This is a genomic window from Caballeronia calidae, assembly GCF_900044055.2.
Taxonomy (GTDB): Bacteria; Pseudomonadota; Gammaproteobacteria; order Burkholderiales; family Burkholderiaceae; genus Caballeronia; species Caballeronia calidae.
This window is the reverse complement of the sequence record NZ_FCOX02000029.1, coordinates 23,682-47,153: the sequence shown is the minus strand read 5'-3', so window position 1 is coordinate 47,153 and position 23,472 is coordinate 23,682. Positions and strand designations below refer to the sequence as shown.

The following is a 23,472-nucleotide window of genomic DNA, read 5'->3' as shown; positions in this document are numbered from 1 at the left end:
AAGAAAAATGGCTTACTGTACATCCATACAGTAATTCGCGCTAGAGCCTGCGCGCGCACGCGATGGCCGCCTCACTCAGGCGTGCGCTTTTCCGCGAGCGCGCGGCGGCAATCGTCGAAGACTTGCCGCACGACATCCGATTGATAGTTGAGATCTTCGCTGTCGAGAATTTCCTCGACGGCAGCGCGCGCCCAGTCCGCTTCGAGCAGCGCGCAATGCTGCGTGGCGATCTCGCGCGCGATGGCCGCGAGCTTCGCGACCGTGAGCCAGTCCGCGAACCGCTGATGCCGGTCGAGCCATTTGTGCGCGGCCTGCACATGGAACGCGGGCGCCGGCCAGTCGCCATTCAGGTAGTACGCGCCAAGGCTGCCGCACGTGAGCCAGCAGAGCAACTCGACGCGGTCGCGGGCACTGAGGGTACGAGATACATCGTTCATGGCGGCCTTCGAAGACGATCGACGAATGCGGCGAATAACGCAGGGCGTTCCGTATGAAACCCGTATGAAACAAAGATAGCACGGGATGGTGCGGCGCGGCACTGCCTACCCGCGGCGGGTTCCATTGCACGGTGCGTTGGCGAACGCTTCGTCATGCCGAAGACGAGCATTGCGCATGCCGCGAGTCTGCGCGAGGCGCTCATTCGCCTCTAATTCACGCGGCATAACCTGATTTCCGTCGGCCCCATGCACAGATGCACAGGCCATCTTTCAATGACGGGAGCACATCATGTTTGAACGTCTTTCGAAATCTTTCGGCAGCTTCTTTTCCACGCACGATGCCAACGACGACTACCTCGCCTCGTCGAGCGATCTCGCCGATCTCGAGCGCCGCATGCGTCAGGTCGAAACGGAGGATCACGACTACAGCATGCACTTTTGCGGCGCGCTCGGCAGGCATCATGATGTGCGATAAGCCGCGCCGCCCCTGCACCGTGCGTGGCTTCGCCCGCGCTACTTCGTTTCCTCGCGGCCCGCCTGCCCGAGCATCACGGTCCAGCCGAGTCCGCGCACGTTGCGAATCACGCCCGCGCCGAATTTCTTGCGCACCGAATGGATGAGCACGTCGACCGCGTTGCTCTCCACTTCCTTGCCCCAGCCGTACAGACGGTCTTCCAGCTGATCGCGCGAGAAGATCGTGCCGGGCCGTTCGAGCAGCGCATGCATCAGCGCGAACTCGCGCGCGGACAGCACGCCCGAATTCTCCCCGCACGTGAGCGTGCGCTGATCGAGGTTGAGGCTGAGCGAATCGTCGCCGAGACGCGAGACCGCGTAGCCCGCCTTGCGCCGCAGCACCGCGCGGATGCGCGCGAGCAGCTCGGGCATGTCGAAGGGCTTCAGCAGATAGTCGTCCGCGCCGAGATCGAGGCCTTGCACGCGCGTGTCGAGATCGTCGCGCGCGGTGAGGATCAACACGGGCGTCGCGTTGCCCGCCGAACGCGCCTGCCGCAAAAGCTCGATGCCGGTCATGCCCGGCAAGCCGAGATCGAGCAGCACGACGGTGTACTCGGCGGCGCCGATCGCCTCGCGGCCCGCGCTGCCGTCGCGGACCCAGTCGACGGCGTAATCGGCATCCTTGAGCGCACGCATGAGGCTCGTGCCGATCTGCACGTCGTCTTCGATCAGAAGAATTCGCATGTTCCACCCCGCACCCGGCGAGAATGGCGCGCGCCACGCGCCCGGAATGCGGCGCCGAGCGAATGAAACGCACGGCCGGTCTTTTTATCTCTTCGATTGACCGGCGATGATCGCTTTGCGCCACGCAGCGAATGCATTGTAGTCGGCGCAAAACCGCGCGCAAATACAAATGCCGAGGTGTTTCATGCAGACGCGGATGCCGCTTCCGCCGCGCTTTCCTTCACTTCCTCGACGGGAAAGCCGATCGAGGCGACGATGCCCGAGCGGCCGTCGCCGCGATTTTTGAGCGTGACGTCGCCGCCGTAGCGCGCGGCGATCGCCTTCACGATCGACAAGCCGAGCCCGCTGCCCTCCACATCCGGGTTCGCGCGAAAGAAGCGGTCGAACACGCGCGGCAACAGCGCCTCGTCGATGCCCGGGCCATCGTCGATGACATCGACCCAGACCATGCCGCCGTCGCGCCGCATGCGCAGATCGATGGTGCCGCCATCGGGCGTGTAGCGCACCGCGTTCGACACGAGGTTCTTCACCGCCATGCCGATATCCGTTTCCACGGCGCGCACGTGCGCGCTCACCATTTCCTCCGCGCCGATGTCCATGCCGCGCGCGATCGCGATCGGCAATACATCGGCGACGGCGCCCGTCACCACCTCCGCGAGATCCACGCGCGAAAGCGGCGCGCCGTTCATGGGCGCATCGGCGCGGGCGAGCCGCAACAACTGCACGATGAGCTTGCCGCTGCGCGCGATGCCCTTGCGCAATTCCTGAAAGCGCTCCTGATTGCCGGGCGCGATGTGCGGCGCGAGATTGTCGGCCTGGAGCTGCAGCGCGGTGAGCGGCGTGCGCAACTCGTGCGCGGCGTCGGCGATGAATTTGCGCTCCTTCTCGATCGATGTCGCGAGGCGCTCGATCATCGTGTTGATCGAATGAATGAAGGGCGCGATCTCCGTGGGCACGCCGACGGTCGGCAGCGGCTGCAGATGCCCCATGTCGATGGCGCGCACTTCCGCGCCGAGCTGGTTCAACTGACGCAGCGAGCGCCGCACGACGAACACGACCGCGATCCACACGAGCGGCAGCAGCACGGCGATCGGCCAGAGCGTGAGCGTCGCGGCTTCCGTCGTCAGATCGCGGCGCACCGACGAACGCTGCGCAACCTGGATCGTCATCGTCGGCTCCTGGCGCGTGAAGAGGCGCCAGTCTTCGTCGTTGACCACGACGCCGGAAAAGCCCGGCTTCGCGTCGCGCGGAAAATGCAGCGAAGGGTCGGTCGTGCGGAACGGCAGCGGATCATTCGGCTTCCACACCACGGCGACCACGTCGCGGTCGTCCTGCGTGCCCCGCGCGGGATTTTTCGGGAGAGCATAGGCGAGGCCATCGCGCAGGCGCGCGGCCACCTGTTCGAGCCGCATGTCGAGCAGCGCGCTCATGCCGGTCTTGCTCAACTGATACGAACTGATGCCCTGCGCGACGCCGATCACGCTGACGAGCAGACCCAGCGCGACGACCAGTTGATTTCTCAGTGATTTGATCATTCGAGTCCGCCGCATCGGAAAGGAGACGGGCGAAGCGGGAGACGAGCCATTCGCCGGTTCGATTCTAGGCGACATTCCCGGAGATTTCGTTCTGAAAGACGACATGTGCGTGACCGGTACGCGTTGCGCGCCGGGAAAAAAATGCGCCGGTCCGGTCACGGCCGGCGCCAGGGGCTGAGGCGTTGCCAAACGTGCAACGAACCGCGGCGCAAGGAGAAAGCGCGCCGTCCGTCCACGAAATGAAGCGTAGCCGCGAAGAATTAGCGTTGAATGAGCGCGCGCGGATGCACGCCGGGGGGCGTCGAGCAGCGTTTCGCGCGGCGGGATAACATTGCATCCGGCGCCATCCTGATCGGCGGCATTGCACTGGCTGCAAGCCATCTGCAAGCTGTCGCATCTCCATTCTTCATGCACAGCGCGCTCGCGCAGCATTCATCGGCTGCCGCGAGCGGCCGGCCTTTGATAATCGAATGTCACAGACAAGAAAAACCGCTCGTCCCCTCGTCATCGCAGCGGTGATGGCCTCCATGGCCATGGTCGCGATCGAGGCCACCATCGTCTCGACCGCGATGCCGCAGATCGCCACGCAGCTCGGCGGCCTCAATCTCTACAGCTGGGTGTTCTCGTCGTTTCTGCTCACGCAGACTGCGCTCACCGTCGTGTTCGGCAAGCTCGCGGATCTGTACGGCCGCAAGCCGGCGATCCTCGCGGGCATCGCAATCTTTCTGATCGGCTCGGTGCTCGCGGGCTTCGCGTGGTCCATGCCCGCGATGATCGTCTTCCGGCTCGTTCAGGGCGTGGGCGCGGGCGCGATCCTGCCGGTCGCGCTGACGGTCGTCGGCGATCTCTATCCGGCCCGCGAGCGCGGCAAGGTGCAGGGCTATCTCGCGAGCGTGTGGGCCGTGTCCGCCGTGCTCGGGCCGATGGCCGGCGGCCTTCTGATCCGCGAGCTCTCGTGGGCGTGGATCTTCTGGATCAACGTGCCGATCGGCATTCTGGCGGCCATTCTCTTCACGCTCTTCCTGCACGAGGAAAAGCGCCACGACCGCCCGGCGATCGATCTCGCGGGCGCGTTCTTCTTCACGGCCGCCGTCGCCTCGCTGATGATGGCGCTCACCGACGCGGGCCACGCGAGCAATGCGCGCGTCGGCGTGGAGATCGCCGTGCTCGTGCTCGCCGTCGTGTGCTTCGTGGTGCAGGAGCGCCGCGCCGCCGATCCGATGATCTCGTTTCGCCTGTGGTCGCATCGGCCGATTGCGGCGAGCAATGTCGCGACCCTGCTCGCCGGCATGGCGATGATGGGCCTCACCACCTTCCTGCCGATGTACGTGCAGGGCGTGATGCATCGCACGCCGGTGGAAGCGGGCCTCGCGCTCACGATGATGATGATCGGCTGGCCGAGCGGCGCCACCTTCACGTCGCGCTCGTTCAGCCGCATCGGCCTGAGGCGTCTGTTGATGATCGGCCCGGTGTTCATTCCGCTCGGGGCGTTGCCGTTCGTGCTGCTCGGGCCGCAATCGAGCCCGGTCTGGGCGGGCGTCGGCTCGGCGGTGCTCGGCTTCGGCATGGGCATCACGAGCGTGTCGTGCCTCATCCTGATCCAGGAGATCGTGCAGCCGCAGGAACGCGGCAGCGCCACGGCATCGAACCTGTTCTCGCGCAATCTCGGCAACACGCTCGGCGCGGCGGTGTTCGGCGCGGTGCAGAACTACGGCCTCACGCACACGGACGGCCTGCCGCCCGTGCATGCCGATCAGCTCAAGCAACTGCTTTCGGCCGTGCCCGGCGACCTCGCGACCAGCAGCGAGATTCGCCTCGTGCTGCATCACTCGCTGCATATGACCTTCACGGCGATGTTCGTGATCGCGCTCGGCACGGTCATCTCGATGATGTTCATGCCGAAGATCGAGATCGGGCGCGCGAGGGAAACCGTTGGAAAAGCCGGCGCGGGCGATGCGCAGAACGCCGCGAAAAATGCGGCGAACGAGGCGTTCCACTAGACGCCCATCGATGCGCTCGACTCGGTGCGTCGTATGTTGCGCACGCTTCCCGACGACGAGCGCTGAACGCGTCCCGCCGATATCACCGGCGGGACGCGACACTACTCCGCTCAATCCTGCGCCTGAATGAGCGGGCTGCCCTGCTTCGCATTGTCGGCGCTCGCTTCGGTGGCCGGCTGCGCATCCTGCGCGATGGTCTGCATGTTCATGCCTTGCTGCGACGCGGGCGCGCCGGCCATCGGCGAATAGTACGGCGCGGGGCCGTAGCCGCTCGCCATTGCATAGGAAGCGCCCGCGAGCGCCGCGACGAAGACGATGCCTTTGAGATTGCCGATCATGATAGTGCTCCTGAGGGTTTCACATGGTCACTTCATCGGCCTCATTGCACTGCCTGCCAGCAACCGGACCTTCTGAAATGTGCACGCAGTCTACGTGCGCGGACCGGCGTTGAAATCCCCTCAAAAGCAAGGATACGAATGGATGGGTGCTTCATCCGTGTATGAAGCGCATTGCGCATTCATAGGTTGTCCTCGACGACGACGGCCACCGCGCCCGCGTTGATCGTGAGGCGCGTGCGCTTGGCGAGCGGCGCTTGCGGCGCGCTGCCGTCGGGATTGAGAAACTTGACCTTGTTGAAGATCGCGATGAACTGCGTCGGCGTGAGCGTCGCCGATGCATAGCCGATGCCGTCGTGATCCGCATAATGCATGTCCGGATTGTTCCGCTGGATGAACGCATCCAGCACCGCCGGCGAACTGATCAGCGACGCGAGCGGCATGCCCGCCGAATAGGTCTTCACGTCCTCGAAGAAAGGCCGGCTGCTGATGCCCGCAGACATCAGGTCGACCAGCACGGGCGTGCCCTTCGCGGGCTCGGGCACGTCGCGCACGACGCCCGCCTGGAACGCGTGCAGGTCGCCCGTGATCGCGACGAGATTCGTGATGTTCTGCGTCTTCACGAACGAAAGAAGATCCGCCTTGTGCGACGGATAGCCGTCCCATGCGTCGCAATCGAGCACGAAGACCGTGTTGGCGGGCGCGGGCGCGATCGACGAGAGATCGAGCCACAGGCGGTTCATCATCACTTCGTTGCCCCACACCTTCCATATCGACGTGGACGCCTTCAGCGTGTCCTTCCACCATTGCGTCTGCGTGGGACCGAGGATCGACGGCACGCGTCCGAGGCGCTGCGTATCGGCGGCTTCGAATCGCGCGAGCACCTGTTGCTGCACGAAGTAGCGCGAGCCGACGAGATCGTTGCCGTTCACCGGATCGTGCCCGAGCAACTGCGCGATCGACGCTTCGCTGACGACGTGATCGTCGCGATAGAGACGTTCGTCGGTCATCACGAGATGCATCAGCGAGCCGAAGTGGAAGTCGCGATAGATGCGGATGTTGTCGTAGGCCGCGTTGTTGAGATCGAACGACACGTCGCCCCAGTCGACCGGCAGATATTCCGCCCACGCCTGATTCGCGTTGCGGCGCCGCGCGGTCTGCTGGAGGTTCGCGTTCGTGTAGGTCTGATGGTCCTGCCAGCAGTCGTCGGAGAACTCGTGATCGTCCCAGATCGCGATGACCGGAAAACGCGCATGCACGTTCTGCAGGCGCGCATCGCCGCGATACGTGCGATAGAGCGTGCGATAGTCGTCGAGCGTGCTCGCATAGAGGCCGCCGCCCGGCAGCGTGATCGTCGGATGCGCGGGCTCGACCGTGCCCGGCGGCGCGACGAACCCGGCCTCGTAGATGTAGTCGCCCAGATGCACGACGAAATCGAGATCGGTCTCGGCGGCCAGCAACGACATCGCCTGCCAGTGGTTCGCGCTCCAGTTCTGGCACACGAACCACGCGAAGCGCAGACGCGCAATCGCATCGTTCGCGGCGGCCGCGGTGCGCGTCGTGCCCGTCACGCTGACATCGCCGCCCGCGACGAAGCGGTAATAGTACGTCGTCTTCGCGGCGAGACCGGTCACTTTGGCGCGCACGGTGAAGTCGTAGGCCGGCACGGCGGTCAGGGGCACGCTCGCCACGAGCTGCGCGAAGCTCTGCTGCGTCGATACCTGCAAGGTCACGGGCACGGAGGCAGCGGACGCGCCGCTGCCGTTCGCGACACAGCGGGTCCAGAACACGGCGGACACGTCGCGCGGGTCGCCGCTCGCCACGCCTTGCGGGAACGCGAATGCGCCCGCGGGCGGCGGCGTGGAACCATTGCCGCCCTGATCGTTGTCGTTGTCGTCGCCCGAATGGCAGGCGGCGAGCGTGCCGGTAGCGGCGGCCACCGTATAGAACGCGGATAGCGAAAGAAAACGTCGACGGTCCATGAGAGCCTCCGATGCGGGCGTCAAGGCGATGCGCGATGGGCGGGAGTTCGCTGGATGCGTCGACCGGGCGATCCGACGGATAAGCGCGGCTCTCTTCGGAACTGACACGACTAAAGCTATAAACCGCGCCGCGCCCTGTCAAGGGACGTTTCAATGACGGCGCGCCGTGCGATTGCCCATCAGCGGCTAAACTGTGGGCTGCGATTTTGTCCAGGAAGCGTCCTCCTCCAGGCATCGGCGTCCGCTTCACGCATGACCCGCTGCACTGAGCATCGACACCATGAACAGACCGGAACCAGCCGTCTCCCCACCCGACGCCGCGCGCACGGCGCCGAACGCGCCCGCGATGAGCGACGCGCAATATCACGCGCTCGTCGACGCCATCGAAGACTGCGCGATCTTCATGCTCGACCTGAACGGCCGCATCACGAGCTGGAACAAGGGTGCGCGCAGGATCAAGGGCTATGAGGCGCACGAGATCATCGGCCAGCATCTGTCGCGCTTCTATACGGCGGAATCGGTTGCGCGCGGCTGGCCCGAGTACGAGCTGAAGCAGGCGTATGCCACCGGCCGCTTCGAGGACGAAGGCTGGCGCGTGCGCAAGGACGGCACGCTGTTCTGGGCGAACGTCGTGATCACGGCGGCGCGCAACCGGAAGGGCGAGATCATCGGCTACGCGAAGTACACGCGCGATCTCACCGCGAAGCGGGCCGAGGAAGAAAAGCTGCGTCTTTCCGAGGAACGCTTTCGCCTGCTCGTGGAAAGCGTGAGCGATTACGCGATCTTCATGCTGGACCCGGGCGGCCATATCGCGAGCTGGAACACGGGCGCGATGCGCATCAAGGGCTATCAGCCTTCGGAGATTCTCGGCAAGCACTTCTCGACCTTCTATTGCCCCGAGGATCTCGCCGCGAACATTCCCGAGATCGAACTGCAGACCGCGATCCGCGCGGGGCGCGTCGAGAACGAAGGCTGGCGCGTGCGCAAGGACGGTTCGCTCTTCTGGGCGAACGTCGTGATCACGGCGGTGTACGACGAGCATCGCGTGCTGCGCGGCTTCGCCAAAGTCACGCGCGACATGAGCGAGCGCAAGCGCCTCGAGCAACTCGAAGTCTCGTCGCGGCGCATCAGCGAATTTCTCGCGACGCTCGCGCACGAATTGCGCAATCCGCTCGCGCCGGTGCGCAACGCGATCGGCGTGATGCAGATGGAAACGGACATGCCGCCGCACGTCGCCGCGTGCCGCGACATCATCGACAGGCAGACTTCGCATCTCGGCCGTCTCGTCGACGATCTCCTCGACATGGGCCGCATCACGACCGGCAAGATCGATTTGCGCATGGCGCGCGTGGATGTGAGCGACATCGTCGCGCGCAGCATCGAGCTCGTGCATCCGTTCATCGACGAGCGCGCGCAGCGCGTCGTGACGAAGCTGCCGAACGAGCCGGTTCATGTGACGGGCGACAGCACGCGGCTCGTGCAGATCGTGCAGAACCTGCTGAACAACGCGTCGAAGTTTTCGCCGCGCGCGAGCACGATCAGGGTCGAAGTCGAATGCGAGGCGAGCGCGTTGCTGCTGAAGGTGATCGACACCGGGCGTGGGATCTCGCAGAAGGGCCTCACGTCCATCTTCGACCTGTTCGTGCAGGAAGATCACTATCTCAATCCCGGCGAGGCGGGGCTCGGCATCGGCCTCACGCTGTGCCGGTCGATCGTCGAGATGCACGGCGGCTCGGTGTCCGCAGCGAGCGGCGGCCCGAACCAGGGCAGCACGTTCACCGTGCGCCTGCCTTATGCATCGGACACGGATGCGCCGCGTCCGCATCGCGTGCTGGCGCAGAGCGCGGCGCAGGCGGCCGATGCGGGCTTGCGCATCGTCGTGATCGACGATAACCGCGATTCCGCCGACAGCCTCGCGATGCTGCTGCAGATGAAGGGGCACGACGTGCGCATCGCGTATCACGGCAAGGAAGGGCTCGACGTGATCCGGCATTTTCCGCCGGAGCTGATTCTGCTCGATCTGGCGCTGCCGGATATCGACGGCTATGCGGTGCTGCGCACGCTGCGTTCGCAAAGGCTCATCGGGCGCGCGATGGTGGTCGCGATGACCGGCTTCGGACAGGAAAGCGACAAGGAACGCTCCGCGCAGGCGGGTTTCGATGCGCATCTGGTGAAGCCGGTGGATTTCGAGGCGCTGGATCGGTTGCTGGAGCGGGTGACGGGCGCTTGAGGCCTTACTCCCTCACCACCCGCAACGGAAAGATGACGCGCGACGCAAGCAGCCCGAGCGCCCCGCCGAGCAGCGTCTCCCAGGCCCGCGCCGCGAGCAGCGACACCGAATGCACGCCGCTGGCCGCCAGCGTCACGATCAGCACGAAAGCGAACGCGCCGCAGGCGATGTCATACCGCTCCGGCAGCGCCATCGCATAGACGATCATCGCGAACGCGGACAAGGCCCAGACGACGAGCGGCCAATGCTCCGCGAGCGGCAGGCACACGATCCCGATCGGCACGCCGACGAGCGTCCCGTAGATGCGCCGCCGCACGCGCTCGGCCGTGCCCACCGCCGACGTCGCCACGACATACACGCACGCCGTGATCGCCCACGCCGATTCCGCGAGCCCGAACACGCGATTGAGCATCACGACGACGAGCGCGCCGCACGCCGCCTGCAAACCCATCGCGAACGCGGGCGATATCGCGTGCCGCCCATACGCGGGCTCCGACGCCAGCGCCGGCAGCACCGCGGGATGTTCCGCCGGTCCGCTCAGCACGCGCGGCACGATGGCCGCGAGCATGCCGATGGCAAGCGCGAGCAGGATCGCCCACGAATCGCCGGGCGCGAGATTCATCCCATAAGCGAGAAGCTGCCCGATATAAAGCTGCGAGCCGACGCCCGCGCCGATCAAGCCGAAACGCTTCAGATAGCCCGTGAGGAACGCGCCCGTTACGAGCAGGAGTTCGGCGCCGCCGCGGCCGAAGCCGCGAAACACCGGCTCGAACCACGCGAACATGAGCGCACCGAAGGCGGCGGCCAAACACAGGATGACGAGATCGCGGCTCGATTCGAAACGTGTCGTGCGCGCTTCGGACACGCTCGCCCACAACGCGAAGCCGCCCGCGAGCGCACCGACGGACACGCCCGCCGGCACGCTTTGCGTCACGTCCTGCAACGCGCCGAGCGCGGCCGCGAGTCCGTACGCGGTGACGAGCCGCAAGCCCTTGATGCGCCGATGCGTACCCGGATCGACACGATCCAGCCACGCGAGCGCCGCCTGCACGCGAGTTGCGCCCGACCGCGCGAGCGCCGACGCGGAATCTGCGAGACGCGCTTTCGCGTCGCCGATGTGCTGCTCGTCATCCATTGAGACCGCCTTGGGAGAACGCGCCTGCAACGCATTCTAGGCGATGCCGCGCCCCGCGTTCCGGCTTCGTGCGCGCCTGACGGGCGCCTGCGGCCCGCGCGCGCCGCGCTGCGCCGCCTCGACGATGCAGCCCGCAAGCCGCGCCGCCGCATCCGGCTCTTCGGTGTGCACGCGCCGCACACGCTCGATGAGACCGATCTCGCGATGAAACGTATCGTCGCCGAGTTCGAGCGCCACCGCGCCGCGCGGCCATGGGCCGATGCCGTCGGCGACCGGCACGAGCGCCACGCCGAGCCCGCGCGCGACCAGTTGCGCGATGCCGGGCAACTCGTCGACCTCGATCGAATCGCGCACCGCGATGCGGCGCTTCCTCAAAAACGTGTCCACTTGCCGGCCGCCGAACGAGCGCCGGTCGTAACGAATGAACGGCTCCGACTCGATCAGCTCGCGCCAGTGCGCGCCTTTTTTCGCGGCGGGCGCGAGCAGCACGAACGGCTCGGCAACGAGCGTGCGCCATTGCAGCTCCGCCGGCAGCGAAAACGGCGGACGGATGATGACGGCCATATCCATTTCGCCCGCATCGACGCTCGCGAGCAGATTGAGCGACACGCCCGGCACGAGCCGGATGCGCCACGCGGGCAGCGCGCGCCGGAACGCGCCGATCGCATCGGGCAAAAGCGCCGCATGCGCCGACGCGATCGCGCCCACCGCGAGCGAGCCGCCGCGCCCGTCCTCGCTATCCGGTTCCGCGAGACGCGCGTAGAGCGCGATCAGTTCGTCGGCGAGTTCGAGCGTGCGCTTGCCCGCCTTGTTGAGCGTGGCGGAGCGGCCGGTGCGGTCGAAGAGCGCGAAGCCGAGATGCGCTTCGAGGCGCTGCATCTGCGCGCTCACGGCCGATTGCGTGAGGCCGATCTGCGCGCCCGCGCCCGCGAATGTGCCGTGGCGCGCCACCGCGATGAAAGTCTGGAGTTCGCGCAGCATGTCGATTCATCGAAAATATTGTGGCTGACTCCCGCAATATATCGTTTTTCAACACATTTATTTATCAATACACTGTGGTCTTCGTTCCCGCACACGTCGAAGAAAGGACTCGTCAACATGAGCACGACCCAGCACGCCATCCCGCCGTTTCACCTCGCATTCCCTGTCCACAGCCTCGCCGCCGCGCGCGAGTTCTACGGCGAGCTGCTCGGCTGCCCGGAAGGCCGCAGCTCCGACGCATGGGTCGATTTCGACTTCTACGGGCATCAGATCGTCGCGCATCTCGCGCCGGAGGAAGCGGGACATCGCTCGACGAGCGCCGTCGACGGCGACGCGGTGCCGGTGCGTCACTTCGGCGTCGTGCTGTCCATTCCGCAATGGGAAGAACTCGCGGAGAAGCCGCGCGCCGCGGGCACGCGCTTCATCATCGAGCCGCATATCCGCTTCAAGGGCGAAGTCGGCGAGCAGGCGACGATGTTCTTCCTCGATCCGTCGGGCAATGCCGTCGAGATCAAGGCATTCGCCGATATGTCGTCGCTGTTCGCGAAGTAACACGGCCCGCGATATCCGCTTCCCTTTCGTTCGCACGACGCGCGTCTGACGGATCGTTTCCCAGATAGAATCCGTCGAGCGCGCCGTGCGCGACATCGGGGAGACGGGAATGAGACCTTCAGAGGGACGCCGCCGCTTTCTCGGCGCGGCGCTGTGCAGCACGATCGCCGCGTGCGGCGGCTCGGATTCCGATGATTCCAACGCAGCGAATCCATCCGGCGGATCGCAAACCGGCCCCGTGCCGGACGCGCAAGTCAACGCCGCCCTCTCCCAGCTCGATACCCTCGCCAGCAACCTGCTGAGCAGCACCGGCGTGCCCGGCATGGCCGTCGCAGTCGTGCGCGGCACGCAGACCGTTTATGCCAAAGGCTTCGGCACGCGGCTCGTCGGCTCGGGGCAGACGGTCGATGCCGATACCGTGTTTCAGCTCGCATCGGTGTCGAAGTCGGTGGGAGCGGCGGTGGTCGCGCATCAGGTCGGCGCGGGCGGCATCGCGTGGAATACGCCCGTGCGCGCGCATCTGCCGTGGTTCACGCTGTCCGATGCCGATGTCAGCGCGGCCGTGACCATCGGCGATCTCTATTCGCATCAGTCCGGCTTGCCCGATCACGCCGGCGACACGCTCGAAGACATGGGCTACGGGCAAACGGAAGTGCTCCAACGCCTGCGCTTTCTGCCGCTGCATCCGTTCCGTCATTCGTACTTCTATACGAACTTCGGGCTCACGGCGGCGGCGGAATCGGTGGCGGCGGCCGCGGGCATCGACTGGGCGACCCTCTCCGACAACGTGCTCTACAAGCCGCTCGGCATGACGAGCACGAGCTCGCGCTATGCCGATTTCATCGCGCGACCGAACCGCGCGGCCGGACACGTGAAGCGCGGCGGTCAGTGGGTGCAGGGCATGGGCACGATGCCCGACGCGCAGTCGCCCGCAGGCGGCGTGAGCGCCTCGGTGAACGACATGGCGAAGTGGCTCGCGATGATGCTCGGCGCGGGCGTCTTCGACGGCAGGCGCATCGTCGATGCCACCGCGCTCGCCGCCGCGACCAGCGCGCAGGCGCAAAGCTCGCCGCCCGGCGACGGCAGGCCTGCGGGCTTCTACGGCTACGGCTTCAACGTGGGACAGACGGAAACAGGGCGGCCGTCGTACAGCCATTCGGGCGCGTTCGCCGTGGGCGCGGCGACGAACTTCATGGTGGTGCCATCGACGAATCTCGCGATCGTCGCGCTGACGAACGGCTATCCGATCGGCGTGCCGGAGACGCTCAATCAGCAGTTCTTCGACATCGTGCAATTCGGCTCGATCCAGCACGACTGGTTCAAGCGCTATAACGATGCGCTGCTGCCGCTTTCGAAGCCGGCGGGCTCGCTCGTCGGCGCGCAGCCGCCCGCATCGCCGCTGCCGGCGCGGGCGCTGTCGACTTACATCGGCACCTACAAGAACGACTATTTCGGCCCGATCCAGGTCGTCGATCAGGGCGGCGCGCTCGCGATTCTCATCGGACCGCGTCCGATGACCCTGCCGCTCGCGCACTGGGACGGCGATATCTTCACGTTCACGCTCGTCAACGAGAACGCGAGTCCCGGCACGATTTCGAAGGCATCGTTTCTGAGCGACCGCGTGACGCTGGAGTATTACGACGCCGACGGCCTCGGCACTTTCGTGCGTTGAATTTCGTGCTTTGCATTTCGTGCGTTGAAGGCAAAACAAACGGGACACCGCGAGGGCGTCCCGTTGCTGACGGCAAGGTGCGTTACTGGCCGGAGCCGCTCGCGCTGACCGGCGCGCCCGGACCGCTCGGCGACGCGGTGCCGCCCGGCGACATGGACGGGCCCGAGTTCATCGGGCTCTTGTGCATCTGCTTCGAATGCGTGGACTTGTGCGTCGATTTCGACTGCGCGGGCTGCGTCGTGGTTTGCGCGTTGTCGCCGGCCTGCAAGCCCGTGTTCGAGCTCGGCGGATTGTCTTGCGCGAAAGCGGACGCACAGACGAGAGCGAAAGCGCCGGCAGCGGCGGAAATGGCGAAGCGTTTCATGTCGGACACTCCAATTAGCGGTTGGCGAAATGCGATGCGTGCGGCGGGTTCTGCCTGCCGGCCGCCTGCGTGGCGCGAGGCAGCCGGTTCGCACGGTACGAGTCAGCACGCCCCATGCCACGGTCTGACGATTCGCCGGACACCGGTGTCATCGATGAAAGCTGCGTCCCGGTCCGAAAGTTCAGGTTTTGAACACCGCGACCGCGCGCTTCAGTTCTTCCGCCTGGACCGCGAGCGCGGACGCGGCGGCGGTCGCCTGTTCGACGAGCGCGGCGTTCTGCTGCGTGACGGCGTCCATCTGCGTGATCGCGACGCCCACCTGCTCGATGCCCTGCGTCTGCTGCGACGACGCCGACGAAATCTCGTTCATGATGTCCGACACGCGCGAGACGGACGTGAGGATCTGCTTCATCGTGTCGCCGGATTGCTGCGCGAGATCCTGCCCCGCCGTCACGTTCGTCACGGATTCGTCGATCAGCGTCTTCACATCCTTCGCCGCCGCCGCGCAACGCTGCGCGAGCGCGCGCACTTCCGATGCGACCACCGCGAAGCCGCGGCCATGCTCGCCCGCGCGCGCCGCTTCGACGGCCGCGTTCAACGCGAGAATATTGGTCTGGAACGCGATGCCTTCGATCACGCCGATGATGTCGACGATCTTCTCCGAGCTGCCCGCGATCTTGTCCATCGTCGCGACGACGCCGAGCACGACGCCGCTGCCGCTTTCCACCGTCGACGATGCGCTCGCCGCGAACTCGCTCGCCTGCTCCGCGTTGTCGGAGTTGAGACGCACGGTCGACGTGAGCTCTTCCATGCTCGATGCCGTCTCGGCCAGCGACGCCGCCTGCTCTTCCGTGCGCGATGACAGATCGTGATGACCGTCCGCGATTTCGCGCGATGCCGCCGTGATGCCGTCCGCGACGAGCTTGATCTGCGCGATCGTCTGCGTGAGGCGCGATTGCATCGCGTGCATCGAATGCATGAGGCTCGAATCGTCGCCGTTCTTCACGGGCACGACCTGCGCGAGATCGCCGGCCGCGATGCGCTGGCAGACGATCGCCGCATCGCGCGGATCGCCGCCGATGCTCTTCAGCACGCCGCGAATGATGAGCGCCATCGCAAGCGTGAGCGCCGCGCCGATCACGCCGATGAGCAGCAGCGACTTGAGCACGATCGCGTGGAAGGCGGCGTCGATATCGTCGATATAGGCGCCCGTGTAGACGTGCCAGTCCCATTCGCGCACATAGTCGCCGTAGGTGATCTTGGGAAGCGGCTCCTGCTCGCCCGGCTTCGGATAGAGATAGGTCGTGACGTGCGAGCCGTCCTGACCGTGCTTGACGATTTCGGCGGTGAAATGCTTGCCGGTGCTGTCGACGAAATCGTTGATCTTGTTTTCCGTATCGGGCCGCACCGGGTTCAGGATCTGGAACAACTTCGAATCGAGGATGCCGAGATAGCCGCTCTTGCCGTAACGGATCGCGCGCACGCTGGCGACGGCCAGCTTCTTCGCTTCTTCCTCGGGCAGCGCGCCGCTTTGCGCCTGCTTCACATAGAACCTGACGACGCTCGTCGCCGACTGGACCTGTTCGGCGAGCGCGTCTTCACGATTGCGCATCAGCGAGTGTTTCGTGGAGATCGCGTTGAGCGCGCACAGAAGAATGAGACTGAGCCACACGAAGCCCACGGTGCTCATGAGCTTGGTCTTGAAAGAAAGTTTATTCACGATCTGGTTGAAAGAGCCGATGGATGCGCCCGGGTCAGGCGCGCTTTGCGGCTTCCGATCGTGAACCGTTTTACGTTTGCGCGCGCGAGTGCGACGCGGACTCGATATCGAAAGCTGCCGGCAATTTAACGGCAGCAGGCTGCGTATCTTTAGCGGCGGGAAGCGCCTCGCGAAGATCCGGCGCCGGCTCGAAGATGGACGAGAAGCGGGGCGCCGCGCCGAGCGCCAATAGCAGAATCGCGGGAAACGCCAGCGACAGCCCGCGCACTTCGTCGCCGAAACCGAAGCACGCATACAGCGGAAGAAGCGGCAGGAAAGCCGCGAGGAAATAGCGTCGATAACGCGGCGACGCCGATTTCCATGCTTCACGGAAGAAGACGAAGAGCGGAAGCGAGAGGAGCGGATTTTGCAGGCTCGGCGTGAAAACGCCCTTGGCAACTAGATTGTAGAAGCTGAAGTACGAACCCGGCTTTATCCAGAAGCGCAGATTGTCGAGTATATGCACTTCGACGAAGCCGCCCGCGTTGTGCGCGTATCCGCTCATGATGCACTGACGCCCGATCAGGCAGCACGCAAGCTGCAGCGCAAGCCAGCCAATGCGTGGACGCAGCGCGATGCTCCTGTCGTGCAGGAAGAACAGCGCTACCGGAACGAGAAAGAAGGTCTCCTTGTTGAACGACGCCAGCGCGACGAACAAGGTGCAGACGACCATCCGGCGCTTCAGCAGGAAGTACATCGCGCCGAACACGCCGAGCATCTCGGCGAAGTCGTAGAAATAGCCGCCCTGCTGGAACGTGAGCGGATAGATGAAGCTGAAAGCCGCCGTGAATCCCAGCGCGGCGCCGAACCGATAGCCGTGCATCCGCGCGAGCCTGTAGACGATCAATACGATGAAGATCGTCGCGAGCACGATCGCGAGGTACATCAGGTGATAGGCGATTGCGACGCCGGGCGTCCATCGCGCGTCGGGCACGCCGCTGAAGTATGCGTTGCGCAGCGAGTCGTATTTTCTGATCGATCGAAAGAGCTTCTGCTGCACGGAAGGCTCGATGTCATCGGCGACACGCTTCGCGATTTTCGCGAGCGTCGAGCGATATACATAGGGTTTCGGCGCAGTCCCGTTCATCATGCCGATGAGGCTGAACGTCTCGTCGTAATGCTCGAGTTGCTGGGTGTCGCGAAAACCATACTTCAACAACACGCTGTTGGTGATATTGCCCGCGCAGATCAGCAGCATCACGAGGACGATGCAAAACCGGCAGAAGCGCAGAACATATTGCTTTCTCGATGCGTTCATCTCGCAGCGCCCCCGTCAGAACTGCGCCATCATCTGAAAGCCGAACGTGACGCGCGCGGTCGTCAGCGCGGACGGCTTGTAGATGGGTGTGCCGACGAACATGTCGTAGCTCAATCCGGCCAGCTTGGTCGGCATGCCGCCGCGCACGCCGATGACCGCGCCCGCGAGCTGCGTGCCCCCGAGAAACGCGGTGTTGGGCCCGAACACGCGGCCATAGTCGATGCCCGCATAGAGCGATTGCCCGGTCTGACCGAGCGGCGCCTGCAACTCGTTGCGCCAGTAGAAGCCCTTTTCGGCTGCGAGCATCTGCTCGCCGTCGAAGCCGCGCACCGTGTAGCGGCTGCCGATGCTCAGGTCGTCGATGTAGTACAGCGTGTCGTTGGTGTATTGACCGTGCACCGTGCCCACATAACGAAAGTTCTGCTTGCCGATCGCGAACGGCACGGAGAGGTTCAGATCGAGCACCGCCATGTGAAAGCGATAGGTCGGATCGTATGGCTTGGTCGGATCGGTTTGCGCGATATTCGGATTCGGCGCGAGCGTGGGGTCCGGCAGCGCGCCGAACGCGCCGATACCTTGCCGGTAAGCCAGCGTGCCGTCGAGTTGCGCATTGCCGAAGTAGTGACGATCGGTGAGTCCGAGTTCGAGGAAGGTGTTGTTGCGGTGCTGCAGTTCGATTTCCGTGTCCTCCATGAAGCTCGCGCCAAAGCGTTTCGACAGTTGCACGTAGCTCCCGAGCACATCGTTCTGCCCGCGCGACAGGACGCGCTGCAGCTTGATGCCGCCTGTCTGCGCATTGCCGCTCGATACGAAGGTCTCATTCGCGCCGGCGAGCAACTGATAGTAGGTGTTCGTATAACCGAAGAGCGACGCGGTCCAGTAGCCCCAGGGAATCGAGTAGGAACCGTTGAAGCCGTGCGAGCCGAGACTTTTGTCGAACAGATAGAGATCCTGATTCACGCCGGCGCTGAAGACGTCGTTCAGTCCGAGCGGATTGTCGATGCCGACGCTCAGGTTGCCTTGCAGCTTGCCGGTCGCGCGGCTGCCCGAGTTGTCGATCGAAGCGACCGCGCTCCACGGCTTCGCGCGCTTCACGTCGATGACGACATCGCTTTCGCCGGGCGTGCTCGTCGGCTCGATTTTCATGTCGACGTCCTGGCTCGCGACCCGCTTCATCTGTTCGAGACCTTGCTCGAGGTCGCGCAGATTCAGCACATCGCCGGGGCGCGCGGGAAACGCGGACTTCCAGGTGCCGGTCGTCGTGGCATCGGCAAAGCGCAGATCGCGGATCAGGCCGGGCAGCAGCGCAAATTCGAGCTTGCCGGCGGCGAGATTCTGCTCCGGCAGAAGCACGCGCGTGGTGACCATGCCTCGGCTGAGAATCGCTTGCTGCAGCCCTTTGGCGAGCACATTCACCCCTTCCTTGCCGACGCATTGGCCCTTGTAGTGTTCGAGCCATTCGCGCGCGAAAGCGAAGCGATCGAGCGGCAGCGACGACGCGCCCTGCTCGCGTGCGGTGTCCGACAAGGTCGCGGGCACGACGAGAGCGAAATCGTCGATGCGGAAACACGGGCTTTCGGAGGGAAGAAGCGGAAAGCCTTGGGAGTCGGGGACGTCGGAACGAACCGCCGGGGCTTCGATCGTTGCATCGCGTTGGCGGGCGTCGCGCTGTTGTTGAACTTGCTGGTCCTGCTGGGTGTTGGCGCGAGCTGCCGCGGCTTCGTCGGCTCGTGTGATGGCTTGTTGCGCGTGAACGGAAAACGACAACAGGACAGCGAGCGACAGGGCCGCGTCGCGGCGGGTGAACTTCATCTGCACTTTTGATTATTTTGTGACAGGCCGCGAAGGGTGACGCGCCGGACGAATCGGCGGCGGGCCTTTGCACTGCCGAAGCGGCAGCAATATGTCAGGTTCGGCTGATTATTAGCATGGGAAGATTCTCAGTTTTTTGGTCTTTTTGTGGGCGAGAGGGGGCGGGGGTTGTCGCTGTTTGATGAATTTCGGCTCATACACTTAAGAACGACCGAACATTTTCCAACGTTTAATGGCCTGCGAGGCCGCATTGCGTGAGTGCGAATCGTCGCTGCCCCATTGAACATCGCATTACTCGGCACATACCCCGGCGTTCCCGGCGTTGCAATCGCCGGCGTAGCCACGCACTGCCCGCCCGGCGAACATACCATCAGCGGCGGCGTAACCACTGCGCCTCCCGTGGCTGGCGGCTGAGTCCCGTTGTGCGCATCTACAAGCGGGTTCGCGTTGGCCGGTGTTCATCCTTGCTCTTCGGGTAAATCGAGCGGGCTGACTTGCAAACGGAATCTGCTGCCCGGCAACGGTTAAGAAAACCGGGCATTCTCAAACGTCTATCGAAATCGAAATAGGCGAAAATCCTAAAAAGCACGGCGCGCCGGAAGCGCGCTCAAAAAAGAAAAACGCCCCGTGTGACCATCGTCACACGGGGCGTCATACGACCACGACAACTCGAATCAATGCCCGACCGGCTCCGTCGCCTTGAGATCGCTGGCCATGGCCGTCTGCGGATGCGCGGCCTGCTTGATCAGCAGCGCGATCGCCGAGACGATCCCGGCCACCGCGATCGTCGCGAAGATGCCGCCGAAGGTGAAGTGCAGACGCGTCAGTTCCGCGACGAGGAACGATCCCGCGATGCCGCCGAAGCGCCCGATGCCGAGCATCCACGCGACGCCCGTGCCGCGCCCTTGCGTCGGATAGAACGCGGCGGCGAGCGCGGGCATCGACGATTGCGCGGTGTTCATCAGCACGCCCGCGAGGAACACGACGAGCACGAGCATGCCCACGTTACCGGCCGCCTGGCCGATCAGATACACGCTCACGGCGGTGAGCGCGTAGCACGCGGCGATGATGCGGTTCGCGTTGAACTTGTCCATCAGCACGCCGCACACCACCGCGCCGACGCCGCCGAGCGGGAACAGCGCGGAGATGAGCGTCGCCTTTTGCGGCGGCAGGCCGGATTCCCTGAGCAGGATCGGCATCCAGTTGATCGACGCATAGAAGATCACGAGGCCCATGAAGTACGTAAGCCACAGCATCACCGAGCCGACGATATACGAGCGCGACAGCACCACGCTCATGCCGCTTTGCCCCGTCGCGGCGGGCGCGGCTTCGGTCATGAAGAACGAGCCCGCCTGCATCGCATCGGACGAAATGCGCGCGAGCGTCGCGCGAATCTTCTCGACGGGCTTCGCCTTCGCCACCATGTAGCGCACCGATTCCGGCATCGTGGCGATCAGCAGCACCGACAACACCAGCGGCGCGATACCGCCGAGCAGCAGCACGCTGCGCCAGCCGAAGTGCGGAATCATCCACGCCGCGAGAAAGCCGCCGAACGCAGCGCCCAGCGGAAAGCCGCAGAACATCAGGTTGATGAGCGTCGCGCGGCGGTTGTCGGGGCAGAACTCGCTCATCATCGTGACGGCGTTCGGCATCGCGGCGCCGAGGCCGACGCCCGTGATGAAGCGCAGCGTCGTCAGTTGCGTGAGGTCGGCGGAGAATGACGACGCGAGACACGCGACGCCGAAGAGCAGCACCGACGTCAGCAGCAATGCGCGGCGGCCGAGCTTGTCCGACAGCGGCCCGGACAGCAGCGCGCCTGCGGCGAGCCCGAATAGCGCGGCGCTCAGCACGGGCGCGAGCGCCGGACGGCTGATCTGCCATTCGGCGACGAGCGAAGGCGCAATGAAGCCGATCGCGGCGGTATCGAAACCGTCCAGCAGGACGATGACGAAGCACATCACGAAGATGAGCCACTGAAACGGCGAAAACGGATGCTCGTTGATGAACGTCTGTACGTTCACGGCAGGACTTCTACTCACTTCATTCCCTTTTCGGTGATGGGCGCGCGCACAGCGAGGCAAAGTGCGCATCCCGGAACTGAAACCGCTTCCCGCTGGCGTTCTTGTTGTTGTCACGCGAGTTGCAGACCCGGTCGACGCTTGCGAACCGGTGAAAATGTTCGATATACGAACACCGATTCACATAGCGAACTCGCGAGTGAGGGTACGAAGAAGCTTGCGCTCCGTCAACGCGGGCTTACCCGCGTATGACGAAGCACTGACGTGTGGCTATCGGAAGGGATGGAAACGATGCGCGCGGCGTCAGGAAACGCGCCGTCCCGCGCGCCAGGTCTCGCGCGGCACCTGCACGCCGTCCACCGACGCGACGCGCACGAAGTCGGCGCGCAGTCCGGTGGCGATGGCGCCGCGATCGGTCAGGCCGGCCGCGTGCGCGGGGGCCCACGATACCGTGGCGACCGCGCGCGGCAGCGTCCAGCCCGCCTTCGCGACGAGATCGAACACGGCGATCAACAGGCTCGACGGCACGTAATCGGACGACAAAATATCGAGCAGGCCTTCATGCGCCAGCTCCAGCGCCGACACGTTGCCCGAATGCGAGCCGCCGCGCACCACGTTCGGCGCGCCCATGATCGTCGCGATGCCGTGCGTGCGCGCGGCGCGGGCGGCTTCGAGCGTCGTCGGAAATTCGGCGAGCGCGATGCCGTCGCGCGCCGCTTCCTCGACGTGCTCGACGAGCGTGTCGTCGTGGCTCGCGAGCGCGATGTTCAGCCCCTTGCAGCGCGCGACGATATCCGCGCGATGCTTCGCCGCATAGCGCGCCTGATGATCGGCGAGCTCGGCGAGGATCTTGTTCGTGTGCTCGTCGCTCCATTTGCCGTGACGCTCCTGATACTTGCGCCACTTCTCGTGGTCCTGCCATTGGCGCTGCCCGGGCGTGTGATCCATCACCGAAGCAAGCCTGAAGAGCGGATGCGCGCTCAACGAATCGAACACTTCGACGACATCCGTCGTGCCCACTTCGCAACGCAGATGCAGAAAGTGATCGGCGCGCAGGAGATCGCGCTCGACGAACTTGCCGATCGACTTCGCGCATTGCACCTGAAGCTCGCGGCCGCGCACGCCGTCTTCGGGACGCGAGCCCACGCCCAGTGCATCGAACACGGTCGTGATGCCCGCTGCCGCCACTTGCGCGTCATGGACGATGATCGCCGCTTCGTGATTCCACAGCACGCCCGGACGCGGCGCGAGATGCTTCTCGATGTTGTCCGTATGCAGCTCGACGAAGCCCGGCAGCAGATAGTCACCGCCCCAGTCCTCGGCTTCGCGCGCCGATGTATTGCCCGGCGCGATCTCCGCGATGCGTGCGCCCTCGACGCGCACGGTGCCCACGAAATCCTCGTCGCGCGTCACGATGCGCGCATTCTTGATCAGCATGTCTGCAACACTCCGGAATCGGTTTGTACGTATGCGGCGTTAGCGCTCGCGAGCCGCACGATGCGGGTCGCGACGCGCTCGCGCGTGTCTTCGTCGTGAAAGATGCCGACGATCGCCGCGCCCTTCTCGCGCGCCTCGACGATCAGATCGGCGACCACGTCGCGATTCCCGGCATCGAGCGATGCGGTGGGTTCATCGAGCAAGAGAAGCGGATGCGCCGCGATCAGTCCGCGCGCGATATTCACGCGCTGCTGCTCGCCGCCGGAGAACGTCGCGGGCGCGAGCGTCCACAAGCGGCGCGGCACGTTGAGGCGTTCGAGCAGGCGGCTCGCACGTTCGCGCGCTTCGTCTTCATCGACGCCGCGCGACACGAGCGGCTCCGCGACGAGATCGAGCGACGACACACGCGGAATCGCGCGCAGAAACTGGCTCACGTAGCCCATCGTCGTGTTGCGCAGACGGATGATCTCGTGCGGCGCGGCTTCGGTCAGCATCACATGACGCTGCGGCTTGCTGTCGTCGCGAATGGCGATGGTCCCGCGCGTCGCGAGATAGTTGCCGTACATGCAGCGCAGGAACGTGCTCTTGCCCGCCCCCGATGCGCCCGCGAGCACGACGCATTCGCCGCGCTCCACATCGAGCGATACGCCCGACAGCGCCGCGATGCGCGCCCCGCCCTGCTGATGCAGTGTGAATGTCTTCTCGATGCCGCGTGCCTGCAGCATCAGCGCGTCGTTGGTGACAAAGGAGTTCATGGTCATCGGTCGC

Annotated in this window: 20 protein-coding genes; 6 read left to right on the top strand and 14 right to left on the bottom strand. The window is 64.9% G+C overall.

Annotated elements, in window-relative coordinates:
- Positions 1-71: 71 nt before the first annotated feature.
- Positions 72-437, bottom strand: a complete 366-nt coding sequence (locus AWB78_RS24060) for a hypothetical protein (RefSeq protein WP_062608500.1) — start codon at positions 435-437, stop codon at positions 72-74.
- Positions 438-726: 289 nt separating this feature from the next.
- Here AWB78_RS24060 and AWB78_RS24055 point away from each other — a divergent pair, with 289 nt between their 5' ends.
- Positions 727-912 (top strand): DUF3563 family protein, encoded by a 186-nt coding sequence (locus AWB78_RS24055; RefSeq protein WP_062608499.1) that lies wholly within the window; start codon positions 727-729, stop codon positions 910-912.
- Between the two features lie 38 nt (positions 913-950).
- Here AWB78_RS24055 and AWB78_RS24050 read toward each other — a convergent pair whose 3' ends face one another.
- Both AWB78_RS24050 and AWB78_RS24045 read right to left on the bottom strand, forming a co-directional pair.
- The gene (locus AWB78_RS24050; protein WP_062608498.1) at positions 951-1,634 is read right to left on the bottom strand and encodes a response regulator transcription factor; all 684 of its coding nucleotides are present in this window, start codon (positions 1,632-1,634) and stop codon (positions 951-953) included.
- A 182-nt stretch (positions 1,635-1,816) separates the two neighbouring features.
- On the bottom strand, positions 1,817-3,169 hold the full coding sequence (locus tag AWB78_RS24045; RefSeq protein ID WP_062608497.1) for an ATP-binding protein: 1,353 nt from the start codon (positions 3,167-3,169) through the stop codon (positions 1,817-1,819).
- Positions 3,170-3,439: 270 nt separating this feature from the next.
- Between AWB78_RS24045 and AWB78_RS47705 the strand changes: the two genes are divergently transcribed.
- Both AWB78_RS47705 and AWB78_RS24040 read left to right on the top strand, forming a co-directional pair.
- Complete coding sequence (locus tag AWB78_RS47705; RefSeq protein ID WP_198399339.1) at positions 3,440-3,688, top strand: hypothetical protein; 249 nt, start codon at positions 3,440-3,442, stop codon at positions 3,686-3,688.
- Positions 3,640-5,169, top strand: coding sequence for an MDR family MFS transporter (locus AWB78_RS24040; protein ID WP_062608496.1), 1,530 nt, complete (start codon positions 3,640-3,642; stop codon positions 5,167-5,169). The genes AWB78_RS47705 and AWB78_RS24040 overlap by 49 nt, the downstream gene beginning before the upstream one ends.
- A 110-nt stretch (positions 5,170-5,279) precedes the next feature.
- On the opposite strand, the gene AWB78_RS24035 is transcribed toward AWB78_RS24040, so the two are convergent.
- Entirely contained in the window at positions 5,280-5,507 is a 228-nt protein-coding gene (locus AWB78_RS24035) for a hypothetical protein (RefSeq protein WP_062608495.1), read from the bottom strand.
- Positions 5,508-5,686: 179 nt separating this feature from the next.
- Complete coding sequence (locus AWB78_RS24030) at positions 5,687-7,486, bottom strand: alkaline phosphatase D family protein (protein ID WP_062608494.1); 1,800 nt, start codon at positions 7,484-7,486, stop codon at positions 5,687-5,689.
- Between the two features lie 280 nt (positions 7,487-7,766).
- Between AWB78_RS24030 and AWB78_RS24025 the strand changes: the two genes are divergently transcribed.
- A complete protein-coding gene (locus tag AWB78_RS24025) occupies positions 7,767-9,716 on the top strand; it encodes a PAS domain-containing hybrid sensor histidine kinase/response regulator (RefSeq protein WP_374729488.1) in 1,950 nt (649 codons plus the stop codon).
- Between the two features lie 4 nt (positions 9,717-9,720).
- Here the strand turns inward: AWB78_RS24025 and AWB78_RS24020 are convergent, their stop codons facing one another.
- Both AWB78_RS24020 and AWB78_RS24015 read right to left on the bottom strand, forming a co-directional pair.
- Positions 9,721-10,851, bottom strand: coding sequence for an FUSC family protein (locus tag AWB78_RS24020; protein WP_062608492.1), 1,131 nt, complete (start codon positions 10,849-10,851; stop codon positions 9,721-9,723).
- Positions 10,852-10,887: 36 nt separating this feature from the next.
- The gene (locus AWB78_RS24015) at positions 10,888-11,832 is read right to left on the bottom strand and encodes a LysR family transcriptional regulator (protein WP_062608491.1); all 945 of its coding nucleotides are present in this window, start codon (positions 11,830-11,832) and stop codon (positions 10,888-10,890) included.
- A gap of 117 nt (positions 11,833-11,949) precedes the next feature.
- Between AWB78_RS24015 and AWB78_RS24010 the strand changes: the two genes are divergently transcribed.
- A complete protein-coding gene (locus tag AWB78_RS24010) occupies positions 11,950-12,384 on the top strand; it encodes a VOC family protein (RefSeq protein WP_062608490.1) in 435 nt (144 codons plus the stop codon).
- Between the two features lie 109 nt (positions 12,385-12,493).
- Positions 12,494-14,056 carry a serine hydrolase gene (locus AWB78_RS24005; protein WP_062608489.1) on the top strand — a complete coding sequence of 521 codons (1,563 nt, stop codon included), beginning with the start codon at positions 12,494-12,496 and terminating at the stop codon, positions 14,054-14,056.
- A gap of 82 nt (positions 14,057-14,138) precedes the next feature.
- Here the strand turns inward: AWB78_RS24005 and AWB78_RS24000 are convergent, their stop codons facing one another.
- The 7 genes from AWB78_RS24000 to phnL all read right to left on the bottom strand — a co-directional run bounded on the left by AWB78_RS24000 (position 14,139) and on the right by phnL (position 23,465).
- Complete coding sequence (locus tag AWB78_RS24000) at positions 14,139-14,420, bottom strand: hypothetical protein (protein ID WP_062608488.1); 282 nt, start codon at positions 14,418-14,420, stop codon at positions 14,139-14,141.
- A 181-nt stretch (positions 14,421-14,601) separates the two neighbouring features.
- The gene (locus AWB78_RS23995) at positions 14,602-16,140 is read right to left on the bottom strand and encodes a methyl-accepting chemotaxis protein (RefSeq protein ID WP_062608487.1); all 1,539 of its coding nucleotides are present in this window, start codon (positions 16,138-16,140) and stop codon (positions 14,602-14,604) included.
- 70 nt (positions 16,141-16,210) lie between these two features.
- Positions 16,211-17,437, bottom strand: a complete 1,227-nt coding sequence (locus AWB78_RS23990; protein ID WP_062608486.1) for a hypothetical protein — start codon at positions 17,435-17,437, stop codon at positions 16,211-16,213.
- A gap of 15 nt (positions 17,438-17,452) precedes the next feature.
- The gene (locus AWB78_RS23985; protein WP_062608485.1) at positions 17,453-19,249 is read right to left on the bottom strand and encodes a ShlB/FhaC/HecB family hemolysin secretion/activation protein; all 1,797 of its coding nucleotides are present in this window, start codon (positions 19,247-19,249) and stop codon (positions 17,453-17,455) included.
- A gap of 674 nt (positions 19,250-19,923) precedes the next feature.
- Entirely contained in the window at positions 19,924-21,288 is a 1,365-nt protein-coding gene (locus AWB78_RS23980) for an MFS transporter (RefSeq protein ID WP_062608484.1), read from the bottom strand.
- A 282-nt stretch (positions 21,289-21,570) separates the two neighbouring features.
- Positions 21,571-22,704, bottom strand: a complete 1,134-nt coding sequence (locus tag AWB78_RS23975) for an alpha-D-ribose 1-methylphosphonate 5-triphosphate diphosphatase (protein WP_062608483.1) — start codon at positions 22,702-22,704, stop codon at positions 21,571-21,573.
- Entirely contained in the window at positions 22,698-23,465 is a 768-nt protein-coding gene (phnL, locus tag AWB78_RS23970; RefSeq protein ID WP_062608482.1) for a phosphonate C-P lyase system protein PhnL, read from the bottom strand. The genes AWB78_RS23975 and phnL overlap by 7 nt, the downstream gene beginning before the upstream one ends.
- Positions 23,466-23,472 lie beyond the last annotated feature (7 nt).